We start from the raw sequence: 13896 nt of genomic DNA on the forward strand, positions 1-13896 counted from the left end.
TCATGTACTCACGTTCCGCGCAGAACGTAAAAGGTTGTACAGGATGCGCATGGAACCAAAAGCATTCGTAAAGCTATATTCAGCTTTGTGGCATCCAACGTTAATCATGTGAAGCGAATACTCCTGCGTTCAGGGAAGAGCCCCTACGACGTCGTCCCTGTCGAGCGCGCTCTCCACGAGGACGTGTTCGCCACCAACTCGGGCAACCTGATCTTCAGTGATGCCGCCCACAAGATTTTGGAGACGCCGCGTTCGGAAGTGGTTTCGAACGGCATCACCACCAGAGTCGCCGACGCCGACCGCATCAACAGCGAGTACGACGTCTTCGTCATCCCGCTCGCCAACGCCTTCCGGCCGTCCTTCGAGCGCCAGCTGGAGCGTCTGACCCAGCTCATCTCGAAACTCAAGATCCCGGTCGTCGTGCCGGGCGTGGGTGCCCAGACCGGCGTCAACTACTCCGCCGACCGGCTGCGTCCCATGCAGTCCACGGTCTACGCGTTCGTCTCCGCCGTGCTCGACCACAGCGCCTCGATCGGCGTGCGCGGGGAGTTCACGGAGCGGTATCTGCGGGACATGGGCTTCCGTGACGTGGACGTCATCGGCTGCCCCTCGATGTTCCTCCACGGCACCAGGCTCGACATCCGGGAGAGCGGCCGTGCGCTCGGGCCCGACTCGCGGATCTCCGTCAACGGATCCCACGACGCCATACGGAAGCACAAGCTCGGGCGGATCATCAACCGCGCCCACACCCGCTACCCCCATCTCCGTTTCATCGGCCAGAACCTTTCCGAAGCACGTCAGCTGCACTGGCGCGACATGTCCCACCAGAACGCCTCGCTGACCGACATCCCCACCCATCCCGACCACCCCATGTACCGGGAGGACAAGGCCCGCGTCTATGTCGACCCGTCCGCCTGGATGGACGACCTTCGGGGCTTCGACTTCTCCTTCGGCTCCCGGATCCACGGCAACATCGCGGCACTGCTGGCCGGCACGCCCGCCACCGTGCTCTGCGGCGACTCCCGGACGCTGGAGCTGTGCCGCTACTTCGACATCCCGCACCGGATGCTCGCCAAGGCTCCCTCCGATCTCGACCCCGCCGATCTCTACGCCGAGGCCGACTTCGGACCGCTGACACGCGGCCACCAGGAGCGGTTCGACCGGTTCATGAACTTCCTGGACAAGAACGGCCTGGAGAACACCTTCACCCACGGGGACGGCGGTGCGGCCTTCGAGGCACGGATGAGCGCACTGGCCTTCCCGCCGGGCATCCGCCCCTGGGTCGGCGCCGACGCCGCCACGATGAGCGCGCGCCTGGGCTGGCTCCAGTCCCAGCTGACGGACCTCACCGAGCAGAACAACCAACTCAAGCGGAAGCTCACGAAGAACTCCTCGGTGCCGGTCCAGCGCTCCACGTACCAGCGGGCCCGCAGCGTCGTCGGGCGGCCCATCAAGCGCGCGCTGCGTCCGTCCCGCTGAGGCCCTTCGTCCCCGTCCACCCCTGTTCCGTCGGCGGGCGACGGGAGGGACGGAGTGTGTCCGTCGTCGGGGGCCGGTCCGTTCAGGGCCGGCCTCCGACCTCTGCGGGCCCGTGCCCGGCGGCCTCGGCCGCCCCCGGACCGCGTCCGGAGCCTAGAATCGGAGTGTTTGCCCCCAGGCTGCCGCCTCTGCCCCGATCCGTACGGAGTCCACGCGCCCATGTCCACCCCCCACGATCCGTACGTCCGGGTGCGCGGCGCCCGTGAGCACAATCTCCAGGACGTCTCGGTCGACATCCCGCGCGACACCCTCACCGTGTTCACCGGCGTCTCGGGCTCCGGGAAGTCCTCCCTCGCGTTCGGCACGATCTATGCGGAGGCCCAGCGCCGTTACTTCGAGTCCGTCGCCCCGTACGCCCGCCGGCTGATCCATCAGGTCGGTGCTCCCGCGGTCGGCGAGATCACCGGACTGCCGCCCGCCGTCTCACTGGAGCAGCGCCGTTCGGCGCCCGGTGCCCGTTCCTCGGTCGGGACGGTCACCACACTCTCCAACTCCCTGCGCATGCTGTTCTCGCGCGCCGGGAACTACCCGCCGGGTGCCGACCGGCTGGACTCCGATTCCTTCTCGCCGAACACCGCCGCCGGAGCATGCCCCGAGTGCCACGGTCTCGGCCGCATCCACCGCACCACCGAGGAACTGCTGGTCCCCGACCCCTCGCTGTCGATCCGGGAGGGCGCGATCGCCGCCTGGCCGGGGGCCTGGCAGGGCAAGAACCTGCGCGACGTGCTGGACGCGCTCGGCCATGACGTCGACCGCCCGTGGCGCGAGCTGGACGCCGCGGACCGGGAGTGGATCCTGTTCACGGATGAGCAGCCGGTGGTGACCGTCCATCCGGTGCGGGACGCGGGACGCATCCAACGCCCCTACCAGGGCACGTACATGAGCGCCCGCCGTTATGTGCTGCACACCTTCGCGGATTCCAAGAGCCGCACGCTGCGCGCCAAGGCCGAGCGCTTCCTGACCAGTGCCCCCTGCCCGGTCTGCGGGGGCGGCCGGCTGCGGCCGGAGGCGATGGCCGTCACCTTCGCCGGCCGTTCGATCGCCGAACTGGCCGCGCTCGCGCTCACCTCTCTCGCCGAGGTGCTGCGCACGGCGGGCGGGAGCGACACGGCGCGGGTCCTGACGGCGGATCTGCTCGCCCGGATCGAGACGGTCACCGAGCTCGGCCTCGGCTACCTCAGCCTCGACCGCACGGCTCCGACGCTGTCCTCCGGCGAGCTGCAACGGCTGCGCCTCGCCACCCAGCTGCGTTCCGGCCTGTTCGGTGTCGTGTACGTACTGGACGAGCCGTCGGCCGGTCTGCATCCGGCGGACACCGAGTCGTTGCTGGGGGTGCTGGGCCGACTGAAGGAGGCCGGGAACTCGGTCTTCGTGGTGGAGCATCAGATGGACGTGGTGCGCCGGGCGGACTGGCTGGTCGACGTGGGTCCGCTGGCCGGTGAGCACGGTGGCAGGGTGCTGCACAGCGGTCCGCCGGCCGGGCTCGCGGAGGTGAGGGAATCGGCGACCCGACGCTTCCTCTTCGATGACGGGCCCGCTCCGGTGCGGCGGGTGCGCACACCGTCGGGGTGGCTGAAACTGAACGGCGTCGACCGCCACAATGTGCGAGGGGTGGACGCCGAGTTCCCGCTGGGGGTGTTCACCGCCGTCACCGGCGTCTCGGGGTCCGGGAAGTCGACCCTGGTCGGTCAGGTCCTGGCCGGTGTGCTCGCCGACCGGCAGGTCTCCGCCACCTCGGGTCCACCCGCGGAGCTTCCCCCGCCCTGGTGCGCGTCGGCGGAGGGGCTGGAGGCGGTGGACCGCCTCGTGCAGGTCGACCAGAAGCCGATCGGCCGCACCCCCCGTTCCAATCTCGCCACGTACACCGGGCTCTTCGATGTCGTGCGGAAGCTGTTCACCGAGACGGACACGGCGCGCGAACGCGGCTACAAGGCGGGGCGGTTCTCCTTCAACGTTCCGGGCGGACGGTGCGAGACCTGCCAGGGCGAGGGTTTCGTCTCCGTCGAGCTGCTCTTCCTGCCCAGTACGTATGCGCCCTGCCCGGACTGTCACGGTGCGCGGTACAACCCGCAGACCTTGGAGGTCACCCTGCGCGGCCTGGACATCGCGCAGGTCCTGGATCTGACGGTGGAGTCGGCGGCCGGCTTCTTCGCCGCCACGCCCGCCGCCGAGCGCAGTCTGCGGACGCTGCTCGATGTCGGACTCGGCTATCTGCGGCTCGGTCAGCCGGCCACGGAGTTGTCGGGCGGCGAGGCTCAACGGATCAAGCTGGCCGCCGAACTCCAGCGCACGCGCCGTGGCCACACCCTGTATCTGCTGGACGAGCCGACGACCGGACTGCATCCCGCCGATGTCGAGGTGCTCATGCGGCAGTTGCACGGACTGGTCGACGCGGGCAACACCGTCGTGGTCGTGGAGCACGACATGGCGGTGGTGGCGGGCGCCGACCGGGTGATCGACCTCGGTCCCGGAGGCGGCGACCAGGGCGGCCGGATCGTGGCAGCGGGATCGCCCACAGAGGTCGCGCGCGCGGAGGGCAGCCGCACCGCGGCGTACCTCAGGGCCTCCCTGCATCTGAACTGATAGCCCAACTCCTTTTCTCCAGTGGCGAGTTGCCGTATCAGGCAAGCAATGGGAAATGAAAAGGCAAAGAGCATTGACCGAAGGCTGGTCCAGACCAATTATGGGCATGCCTCACGGCCGCTCCATGCCGTGCGGCATGTGACCCCCGGCCGGGAATCACAGGAACGGGCCGCGCCCTCGACCGGGCGCGGCCGAGCCGTGCGATCCGCCCGTTGTCTCACCCCGCTGGGAGCACCCCATGAGACGTCCAAGAACACTCGGCGCAGTCCTGAGTGTCCTGGCCACGACCATCGCCTCCGCCGGTCTGGTCCTCGGATCAGGTGTCGGCGCCGAGGCCGCCACGACCGCCGCCACTCCTCTGCCCGCGCATGTCTTCGCCCCGTACTTCGAGGCGTGGAACGGCGACAGCCCGGCCGCACTCTCGCAGGCGTCCGGTGCCAAGTACCTGACCATGGCCTTCATCCAGACGGAGGCCCGCGGTTCCTGCACCCCTTACTGGAACGGCGATGCGAGCACCCCCATCGCCCCGTCCGAATTCGGCGCCGACTTCACCACCATGCGGTCGCGCGGCGGCGATGTGATCCCGTCGTTCGGCGGATACACGGCCGACAACGGTGGCACCGAGATCGCCGACAGCTGTACGAACGTCGACTCCATCGCGGCGGCGTACGAGAAGGTCATCACGACCTACGACGTGTCCCGCCTCGACATGGACATCGAGGACAACTCGCTGGAGAACAGCGCCGGTGTCGACCGCCGCAACAAGGCGATCAAGAAGGTCCAGGACTGGGCCGCCGCCAACGGCCGCTCGGTGCAGATCTCCTACACCCTGCCCACCACCACGAGCGGCCTCGCGGACAGCGGTCTGGCGGTGCTGAAGAACGCGGTGTCCAACGGCACCAGGGTCGACGTGGTGAACCTGATGACGTTCGACTACTACGACGGCGCCTCGCACAACATGGCACAGGACACGCAGACGGCGGTCACCGGTCTGAAGGGCCAGTTGGCGGGCCTCTACCCGTCGAAGACCGACGCCCAGCTGTGGGGGATGACCGGCATCATCGAGATGCCCGGCATCGACGACTACGGTCCGGCCGAGACCTTCACCACGGCCGACGCGACCTCGGTCTACGACTGGGCCGTCGCCAAGGGCGTCAGCACCCTGTCGTTCTGGGCGCTCCAGCGTGACAACGGAGGCTGCCCCGGCACCGGGGGCAGCGACACCTGTTCCGGGATCTCCCAGGACACCTGGTACTTCTCGCACACCTTCGCGCCGTTCACGAGCGGCGCCGGTCCGGTGACGGACGACTACTCGGTGGCCGTCGCACCCGGTTCGGCCACGGTCGCCCCCGGTGGCTCCACCACGGCGACCGTGAACACCGCGGTCACCTCCGGCAACGCCAGCACCGTGGCGCTGACGGCGAGCGGGGCTCCCGCCGGCGTGACGGCGACGCTCAGCCCGACCTCGGTCACCGCGGGGGGTACATCGAAGCTGACGGTCAGCGCGTCGGCGTCCGCGACTCCCGGCACGTACAAGATCGACGTGACCGGTACGGCGGGTGCGCTCAGCCGTGCGGCGGCCCTCACCCTGACGGTGTCGGGTCCGGGCGGCGGCACGGGCGCCCTGGTGAACGGCGACTTCGAGACGGGTTCGCTGAGCCCTTGGACCTGTGAGTCCGGTGGCTCGGTCGTCTCCACCCCGGTCCACGGCGGTTCGCACGCGCTCGCGGCGGCGGCCACCTCGTCGCGGACGGGCGAGTGCACTCAGACGCTCACCCTGGCCCCCCGCACCACGTACACGCTGAGCGGCTGGGTGCAGGGCTCCTACGGCTACCTCGGTGTACGGGGTGACGCCTCGGCGAGCACCTGGGGCTCGTCGAGCGGCTACGCCAAGCAGTCGGTGGCGTTCACCACGGGGTCGACCGGGGCGGTGACCGTCTATCTGCACGGCTGGTACGGGCAGGGCACGGTCTACGGCGACGACCTCGCCGTGACGTCCTGACCCGGCGGGAGGACTGAGACTTCCCGGCCCCGGAGGTGGGCGGCCTCCGGGGCCGGGAACTCGGCCGTCCTCTCAGCGGCGCACCTTGCGGGTCGCCCGCAGCCATTCCTTGTTCATGGCCGAGATGGACGGCAGTGGAATGCCCTTCGGGCAGGCCGTGGCGCACTCCCCGGTGAGGGTGCAGCCCCCGAAGCCCTCGCTGTCCATCTGCCCGACCATGTCGAGGACCCGGGTCTCGCGCTCGGGAGCGCCCTGCGGCAGGACATTGAGGTGGTTGATCTTCGCCGAGGTGAAGAGCATCGCCGAGCCGTTGGGGCAGGCCGCGACACAGGCGCCGCAGCCGATGCACTCGGCGTGCTCGAAGGCGAAATCGGCGTCCGGCTTGGGCACCGGTGTGGCGTGCGCCTCGGGGGCGGTGCCGGTCGGGGCGGAGATGTACCCGCCCGCCTGGATGATCCGGTCGAAGGCCGAGCGGTCCACCACCAGGTCCTTGACGACCGGGAAGGCCGAGGCGCGCCACGGCTCGATGTCGATCGTGTCGCCGTCCTCGAAGGACCGCATGTGGAGCTGGCACGTGGTGGTGCGCTCGGGGCCGTGGGCGTCGCCGTTGATGACGAGGCTGCAGGCGCCGCAGATGCCCTCGCGGCAGTCGTGGTCGAAGGCGACGGGGTCGTCGCCGGCGAGGATGAGTTCCTCGTTGAGGGTGTCGAGCATTTCCAGGAACGACATGTCCTGCGAGATGCCGTCCACCTCGTAGGTGGACATGGCGCCGGGGGCGTCGGTGTTCTTCTGGCGCCAGACGCGCAGGGTGAGCTTCATGCGTAGCTCCGCTGGGTGGGGTGGACGTACTCGAAGACGAGGTCTTCCTTGTGCAGGACGGGTGCCTCGCCGGTGCCGGAGAACTCCCAGGCGGCGGCGTAGGAGAACTCCTCGTCCCGACGGGCGGCTTCGCCGTCCGGGGTCTGCGACTCCTCGCGGAAGTGGCCTCCGCAGGACTCGGCGCGGTGCAGGGCGTCGAGGCACATCAGCTCGGCGAGCTCCAGGTAGTCGACGATGCGGTTGGCCTTCTCCAGCGACTGGTTGAACTCGTCGCCGGTGCCGGGCACCTTGATGCGGTGCCAGAACTCCTCGCGGATCTGCGGGATCCGGTCGAGTGCCTGGCGCAGCCCCTCCTCGGTGCGGGACATTCCGCAGTGCTCCCACATGAGTTCACCGATCTCGCGGTGGAAGGAGTCGGGGGTGCGGTCGCCGTCGACGGAGAGCAGCAGGTTCAGCCGGTCCTCGGTGTCCGCGACGACCTCTTCGACGGCGGGGTGCGAGGCGTCGACCTCGTCGTGGTGGGGGTTTCGGGCCAGGTAGTCGTTGATGGTCGACGGCAGGACGAAGTAGCCGTCGGCGAGGCCCTGCATCAGCGCGGAGGCGCCGAGGCGGTTGGCGCCGTGGTCGGAGAAGTTGGCCTCCCCGATCGCGAACAGGCCCGGGATCGTGGTCTGGAGGTCGTAGTCGACCCAGAGTCCGCCCATCGTGTAGTGCACGGCGGGGTAGATCCGCATCGGGGTCTCGTACGGGTTCTCCGCGGTGATCCGTGCGTACATGTCGAAGAGGTTGCCGTACTTCTCCTCGACCTTGGCCCTGCCCATTCGCCGGATGGCTTCCGCGAAGTCCAGGTAGACGCCCTGTCCGCCGGGGCCGACGCCGCGTCCCTCGTCGCAGACGTTCTTCGCCGCGCGGGAGGCGATGTCCCGGGGGACGAGGTTGCCGAAGGCGGGGTAGATGCGCTCCAGGTAGTAGTCGCGCTCGTCCTCGGGGATCTCGTTCGCGGGGCGGTCGTCGCCCTTCGCCTTCGGCACCCAGATCCGGCCGTCGTTGCGCAGCGACTCGCTCATCAGGGTCAGCTTGGACTGGTGGTCGCCGGTGCGCGGGATGCAGGTGGGGTGGATCTGGGTGAAGCAGGGGTTGGCGAAATAGGCGCCGCGGCGGTGTGCGCGCCAGACTGCGGTGGCGTTGGAGTTCATGGCGTTCGTCGACAGATAGAAGACGTTGCCGTAGCCACCGCTGGCCAGGACGACCGCGTCGGCGAAGTAGGTGTCGATCTTCCCGGTGACGAGATCGCGGGCGACGATGCCGCGGGCCCTGCCGTCGACGACGATCAGGTCGAGCATCTCGGTACGCGCGTGCAGTTCGACGTTGCCCGCGGCGATCTGCCGGGACAGCGCCTGGTAGGCGCCGAGGAGGAGCTGCTGTCCCGTCTGGCCGCGGGCGTAGAAGGTGCGGGAGACCTGGACGCCGCCGAAGGAGCGGTTGTCGAGGAGCCCGCCGTACTCGCGGGCGAAGGGGACGCCCTGGGCGACGCACTGGTCGATGATCTCCACGGAGATCTGGGCGAGCCGGTGCACATTGGACTCGCGGGCCCGGAAGTCGCCGCCCTTGACCGTGTCGTAGAAGAGCCGGTGGATCGAGTCGCCGTCGTTGCGGTAGTTCTTCGCGGCGTTGATACCGCCCTGCGCGGCGACCGAGTGGGCGCGGCGGGGCGAGTCCTGGAAGCAGAACTGGACGACGTGGTAACCCTGTTCGGCCAGTGTCGCGCCGGCCGAACCACCGGCCAGGCCGGTGCCGACGACGATGACGGTGTGCTTGCGGCGGTTGGCCGGGTTGACCAGCTTGGCCTGGAAGCGGCGGGTGTCCCAGCGTTCGGCGACGGGGCCTTCGGGGGCCTTGGTGTCGACGACGGGCGCGCCCGTCTCGTAGTGCGAGTAGTCGGACATGTCAGCTCACGACTCCGGTCATGACGGCGACGGGTACGGAGATGAAGCCCACCGTCAGCACCAGTGCGAGGACGTTGGCGATGGTCTTGAGGACGCGTTCACGGGTTGCCCTGCCCGCGCCGAGGGTTTGGGCGGCACTCCAGAATCCGTGCTGCACATGGAGTCCGAGGGCGAGCATGGCGACGATGTAGATCGTGTTGCCGTACCAGGTGGAGAAGGTGTCGATGACGTTCTGGTACGGGTGCCCGGGCTGGAACCCGCCGGAGTGCACGGTGCCCGTCGTCAGGTCCAGGATGTGCCAGACGATGAACAGGGCGAGGATGATCCCGCCCCAACGCATGGTCCGGGTGGCGTAGCCGGCGCGCGGCTTCTTGTGGACGTACTTGGCGGGGCGCGCCCTGATGTCGCGGCGGCTCAGCTGGTACGCGGAGACGGCGTGCAGCACCACGGCGAGGACGAGCACGACGCGGACGATCCACAGGGCCCACTCGTAGTGCAGGAAGGGCTCCCCCATGGTCCGCAGCCAGTGCGCGTAATGGTTGAACTCGCCGGACCCGAAGAAGATCTTCAGGTTCCCGACCATGTGGACGACCAAGTAGAGGAGCATGATCAGGCCGCTCACGGCCATGATCGCCTTCTTGCCGACGGACGAGTCCCAGAGCGTACGCGTCATGGACGGCCGTCGGTCCGTCCGTGTTGCCAATGCCATGGACACGACGCTAGGGCCGAACGGCCCCATCAGTCCAAGACATGGTGCGGCTCATGTTCATAGGCTTTGACTATCGCCGCCGTTAGGCTGCGTGTATGCAATTCCAGCAGCTGATGTATTTCGTGGCCGTGGCGGAGACCCGCCACTTCACCCGTGCCGCCGAGGAGGTGCACGTCTCGCAGCCCTCCCTCTCCCAGCAGATCAGAGCGCTGGAGAACGAGCTGGGGGCGGAGCTGTTCAGCCGGGCCCGCGGCAACATCACCCTCACCGACGCGGGCGAGGCCCTGCTGCCGCTGGCCCGCCGCATCCTCGCGGACGCCGATACCGCACGCCACGAGGTGCAGGAGCTGGCGCAGCTGCGCCGGGGCCGGGTCCGGCTCGGCGCGACACCCAGCCTCTGCACCGGCCTCCTGCCCGACGTGCTGCGCGCCTTCCACGACCGGCACCCGGGGATTCAGCTGCTGCTGGAGGAAGGCGGCTCGCTGGACCTCGTACGGGAGCTGGCGCGCGGCGCACTCGATCTCGCCCTGGTCGTGCTGCCACTGCCCGCCGCCTCCCCCGCGCTCACCACGGTCGAGCTGCTCCAGGAGGACCTGGTCGTGGTCTCGTCGGCGCGGGCGCCACGGCCCGGCCGGGGCGGGAGCGTACGGATCGCCGACCTCCAGGGTGAATCCCTGGTGATGTTCCGGCACGGCTACGACCTGCGCGAACTGACGGTCGCGGCCTGTCGCGCGGAGGGCTTCGAGCCGTCGTTCACGGTGGAGGGAGGGGAGATGGACGCGGTGCTCGGCTTCGTCCGGGCGGGGCTCGGGATCGCGGTGGTGCCCAGCATGATCGCCGTCCGGGCCGGCCACGACCTGCGGACCACACCACTGGCCCGGCCGGGGCTGCGGCGCACGATCGCACTCGCGCACCGCAGCGATGTGGCGCCGCCGCGCGCGGCACGCGAGTTGCAGAAGGTGCTGCTCGCCAGCCGGACGGGCTGATCCGGCCCGTCCGGCCTTCGAGAACGGCGCCGGCGCCCTCCCGCGTCCCTCACACCGCGTCGGCCAGCAGCAGTGAGTGGATCCGGTCGGGCGCTCCGGGCCGGGCGTAGTACCACCCCTGTGCCGTGTCGCAGCCCAGATTCCGCAGCTGCTCCGCCTGGGCCCCAGTCTCCACGCCCTCCACCGTGACCGCGAGGTCCAGGCTGTGCGCCAGCGAGACGATCCCCTCGACGATCTTCATGTCGACCGGGTCCACCGGATGCTGCTGCATTCCCCGGGTGAAGGAGCGGTCCAGCTTGAGCACGCTCACCGGGAGCCGGCGCAGGTTGGCCAGATTCGAGTACCCGGTACCGAAGTCGTCGAGCGCTATGTCGACGCCCATCTCGGACAGTTGCCGAAGCGGCTTGAGCAGATCGTCGTCCGCGCCGATGAGCGCGGACTCGGTGACCTCGAGGCACAGCGCCCCGGGGTCGAGCCCCGACCGCTCCAGTACGTCGACGGTCTCGGCGACCAGCCTCGGGTGGTGCAGCTGCGTCGGCGACAGGTTGACGTTGATTCGCAGCGGACCGCCGTCGCTGTGCCGCTCCTGCCAGAAATTGGCCTGACGCACGGACTCCTCCAGCACCCAGCGGCCGAGCGGCACGATCAGCCCGGTGTGCTCGGCGAGCGGGATGAACCGGTCGGGACCGAGCACCCCGTGCTGCGGGTGGCACCAGCGCACCAACGCCTCCGCACCGTGCACCGAGCCGTCGCCCAGATGTACCAGCGGCTGGTACTCGATGAAGAACTCACCGCGCTCCAGGGCCGCCGGCAGGGCGGTGGTCAGCCCGTGCCGGGTGATGGCACGCGCGTCCGCCTCGGCGTCGGCGAGCTCGAAGCGGTTGCCGCCCGCCGACTTGGCCCGGTACATCGTGATGTCGGCGCTGCGCAGCACCTCGGCGGCGCTGCGTTCGCCGGCGGGCCCCTCGACGACCCCGATGGAGCCGCGCACGGTCAGCTCACGGCCTTCCAGGCGGATCGGGGTGCTGAGCACGCCGAGGATCCGGCAGGCCAGCTCGTCGACCTCCGTCCGGGTGTCGGGGCCCGTGGTCAGGGCCACGAACTCGTCGCCGCCGAGCCGTGCCACCATCTCGCCGGGCGCCGTCGCGCAGCTCTGCAGCCGGTCGGCCACCTCGACCAGCAGCCGGTCGCCCGACGCGTGACCGAGGCTGTCGTTGATCGCCTTGAAGCCGTCGAGATCCAGGTAGCACAGGCCGAAGCGGCTGCCGTCGTCCGCTGAGAGCGCTTTCTCGAGCCGCTCGAAGAACAGCGTCCGGTTGGGCAGGCCGGTGAGCGCGTCGTGGGTGGCCTCGTACCGCAGCCGCAGGTTGAGCAGCCGACGCTCCGTGGTGTCCTCCAACAGCGCCAGTTGATACTCCGGTCTGCCCTCGGAGTCGCGCAGCAGCGACACCGTCAGATTGGTCCACAGGACCGTGCCGTCGTTGCGGTAGTAGGGCTTCTCGACCCGGTAGTGCTCGCGTGCGCCGCGTACCAGCTCGTTGTAGTACTTCCAGACCTGCGGCGAGTCCTCGGGGTGGACCCATTCGTTGATCTTGTGGCTGCGCACATGGTGCTCCAGCCCGCCGAACATCCGGGTCAGGGTGTCGTTGACCTCCAGCACATTGCCGTCCAGGTCGGCGATCCCGATGCCGATGGCCGCGTCCTTGAAGACGGCACGGAAGCGCGCCTCGGTGGCGTGCAGGGCCTGCTGGGCATTCGAGCGGGCGGTGAGTGCCGAACGGGCGATGGCCTCCTGCTCGGCGAGGGTCCGCTCGCGCAGCGCCCGGGTGAAGCCGGCCGCGAGGGCGTGCTGCGTCCGGGCGCAGCGGGCTCTGCTGTCCTCGGTCGACAGCGGCGTCTCGCCGTTGCCGCCGCAGTAGAGCACGAGGTAGGAGTCGACCACACCGAGCGTGCTGCTGAGCGCCTCGGGATCCGTGCAGTGTGCGGCGACGAGGGCGGCTCCCACCTCGCTCGCGGGCGCCGCGTCGAAGGGCCACGCGTGCAGGATGTCGCTGAGTGCACGGGCCAGCGGCAGCAGATGCTGTTCGAATTCCGGGCGCGTCATGGAGGTCGCCGTCGACGGGAAGATGGCCCGGCTCCAGATCGTGGCGAATCTCCGGAGCCGGTCCTCGGGGCCGTCGGGCTCCGTGTCGGGCGCTCCGGACGACTGGGCGGGAATGCTCACGCCTTGCGTCCCACTCCCGCGAAGCCCGAGAAGGCGAATGGGTCCTCGTGCTCCGGCGCCAGAGGGGTGTCGGGGCGCCAGTTCGGCATCGCCACGAGGCCGGGCTCGACCATCTCGTACCCCTCGAAGAACCGGCTGATCTCGTCGCGCGAACGCATGACCAGAGGGTTGCGGATGCTCTTGTAGACGCCGACCGCGCCGCCCGCCTCCTCCTGGGTGAGCGGAATCCCCTCGTACGACGCGTGGGTGATGACGACGAGGCTGCCGGGGGCCAGTGCCTCGCGCAGTTCGGTGAGCGCGCTCCGCGGGTCGTCTGAGTCCTCGATGAAGTGCAGTACGGCGACGAGCAGCAGAGCCACCGGACGCTTCAGGTCCAGCAGTTCGGAGATCTCCGGGTTCTTCACGATCTCCCGCGGGCGGCGCAGATCCGCGGCGGCGACCACCGCCCGGTCGTTGCCTTCGAGTACGGCCTGGCTGTGCGCGACCGCGACGGGGTCGTGATCGACATATGCCACCCGGGCCTCGGGGTCGGCCGCTTGCGCGACTTCGTGCACATTGCCGAAAGTCGGTATTCCGGAGCCGATGTCCAGGAACTGGGTGATGCCCTCACTCACCGCATATCGCACCGCCCTGCGCATAAAGGCGCGATTCGCCTGCATGATCTTGGGGAGTCCCGGCATGAACTCCATCGCCTTGCGAGCCGCTTCCCGGTCCACCTCGAAATTGTGCGATCCGCCCAGATAGAAGTCGTACATGCGAGACACGCTCGGCACAGTGATGTCGATGCCTTGCGGTGCCCAGGCGGGACGCTCCATCGATGTCTCCAACAAGTCGCCACGGCGATCCGGCCATGTTCATGGTCAGTGTTGTCCAGAGGCTACTGATCGACCGCCAGGAGAGCGAGCGGAAACGGAAATTAGCCGTCCGTTATTGGTCACACACCAGTGGCATGTGCGATCGGCCTGTCGCTACGTGTGACATTCGGCGACGAACCGGCCGCACAGAGGCACTTCGGGATACTCGGGGGGCGCCCGCAGTTCGGCGTCGACGGCACCGCGTACCATGTACCCCCGGCGCCTTGCTTGTTG

The 13896-nt window shown here is 69.1% G+C and carries 9 protein-coding genes; 4 read left to right on the forward strand and 5 right to left on the reverse strand.

Features of this window, described 5'->3' with window-relative positions; genetic code table 11:
- Nucleotides 1-108: 108 nt before the first annotated feature.
- The 3 genes from ACIRP2_RS31945 (at nucleotide 109) to ACIRP2_RS31955 (ending at nucleotide 6124) form a co-directional block, all read left to right on the forward strand.
- Nucleotides 109-1479: a polysaccharide pyruvyl transferase family protein gene (locus ACIRP2_RS31945; protein ID WP_404256416.1), complete on the forward strand. Its 1371-nt coding sequence runs from the start codon at nucleotides 109-111 to the stop codon at nucleotides 1477-1479.
- A gap of 219 nt (nucleotides 1480-1698) precedes the next feature.
- Nucleotides 1699-4122 carry an excinuclease ABC subunit UvrA gene (gene uvrA / locus ACIRP2_RS31950; protein WP_404256418.1) on the forward strand — a complete coding sequence of 808 codons (2424 nt, stop codon included), beginning with the start codon at nucleotides 1699-1701 and terminating at the stop codon, nucleotides 4120-4122.
- Nucleotides 4123-4360: 238 nt separating this feature from the next.
- Entirely contained in the window at nucleotides 4361-6124 is a 1764-nt protein-coding gene (locus ACIRP2_RS31955) for a glycosyl hydrolase family 18 protein (protein WP_404256420.1), read from the forward strand.
- 72 nt (nucleotides 6125-6196) lie between these two features.
- Here the strand turns inward: ACIRP2_RS31955 and ACIRP2_RS31960 are convergent, their stop codons facing one another.
- Genes ACIRP2_RS31960 through ACIRP2_RS31970 form a run of 3 tightly spaced genes read right to left on the reverse strand, consistent with a single transcriptional unit; the run spans nucleotide 6197 to nucleotide 9598 of the window.
- On the reverse strand, nucleotides 6197-6943 hold the full coding sequence (locus ACIRP2_RS31960; RefSeq protein ID WP_356479051.1) for a succinate dehydrogenase/fumarate reductase iron-sulfur subunit: 747 nt from the start codon (nucleotides 6941-6943) through the stop codon (nucleotides 6197-6199).
- Entirely contained in the window at nucleotides 6940-8889 is a 1950-nt protein-coding gene (locus tag ACIRP2_RS31965; protein ID WP_404256423.1) for a fumarate reductase/succinate dehydrogenase flavoprotein subunit, read from the reverse strand. The genes ACIRP2_RS31960 and ACIRP2_RS31965 overlap by 4 nt, the downstream gene beginning before the upstream one ends.
- 1 nt (nucleotide 8890) lies before the next feature.
- Entirely contained in the window at nucleotides 8891-9598 is a 708-nt protein-coding gene (locus ACIRP2_RS31970) for a succinate dehydrogenase (RefSeq protein WP_404256425.1), read from the reverse strand.
- A 95-nt stretch (nucleotides 9599-9693) separates the two neighbouring features.
- Between ACIRP2_RS31970 and ACIRP2_RS31975 the strand changes: the two genes are divergently transcribed.
- Nucleotides 9694-10584 (forward strand): LysR family transcriptional regulator, encoded by an 891-nt coding sequence (locus ACIRP2_RS31975; RefSeq protein ID WP_404256427.1) that lies wholly within the window; start codon nucleotides 9694-9696, stop codon nucleotides 10582-10584.
- Between the two features lie 49 nt (nucleotides 10585-10633).
- Here the strand turns inward: ACIRP2_RS31975 and ACIRP2_RS31980 are convergent, their stop codons facing one another.
- Both ACIRP2_RS31980 and ACIRP2_RS31985 read right to left on the reverse strand, forming a co-directional pair.
- The gene (locus ACIRP2_RS31980) at nucleotides 10634-12808 is read right to left on the reverse strand and encodes a putative bifunctional diguanylate cyclase/phosphodiesterase (protein ID WP_404256429.1); all 2175 of its coding nucleotides are present in this window, start codon (nucleotides 12806-12808) and stop codon (nucleotides 10634-10636) included.
- On the reverse strand, nucleotides 12805-13623 hold the full coding sequence (locus ACIRP2_RS31985; protein ID WP_404256431.1) for an SAM-dependent methyltransferase: 819 nt from the start codon (nucleotides 13621-13623) through the stop codon (nucleotides 12805-12807). Before ACIRP2_RS31985 ends, ACIRP2_RS31980 begins: the two co-directional genes overlap by 4 nt.
- Nucleotides 13624-13896 lie beyond the last annotated feature (273 nt).

Origin of the sequence: Streptomyces sp. NPDC101194, assembly GCF_044767885.1 — a bacterium.
In the GTDB taxonomy this organism is placed as follows: Bacteria; Actinomycetota; Actinomycetes; order Streptomycetales; family Streptomycetaceae; genus Streptomyces.

Excerpts from the sequence above, each read along its gene's own strand:
- uvrA (WP_404256418.1), top strand. The coding sequence starts at position 1,699 with ATGTCCACCCCCCACGATCCGTACGTCCGGGTGCGCGGCGCCCGTGAG.
- ACIRP2_RS31975 (WP_404256427.1), top strand. The coding sequence starts at position 9,694 with ATGCAATTCCAGCAGCTGATGTATTTCGTGGCCGTGGCGGAGACCCGC.
- ACIRP2_RS31965 (WP_404256423.1), bottom strand. The coding sequence starts at position 8,889 with ATGTCCGACTACTCGCACTACGAGACGGGCGCGCCCGTCGTCGACACC.
- ACIRP2_RS31985 (WP_404256431.1), bottom strand. The coding sequence starts at position 13,623 with ATGGAGCGTCCCGCCTGGGCACCGCAAGGCATCGACATCACTGTGCCG.
- ACIRP2_RS31970 (WP_404256425.1), bottom strand. The coding sequence starts at position 9,598 with ATGGCATTGGCAACACGGACGGACCGACGGCCGTCCATGACGCGTACG.
- ACIRP2_RS31955 (WP_404256420.1), top strand. The coding sequence starts at position 4,361 with ATGAGACGTCCAAGAACACTCGGCGCAGTCCTGAGTGTCCTGGCCACG.
- ACIRP2_RS31960 (WP_356479051.1), bottom strand. The coding sequence starts at position 6,943 with ATGAAGCTCACCCTGCGCGTCTGGCGCCAGAAGAACACCGACGCCCCC.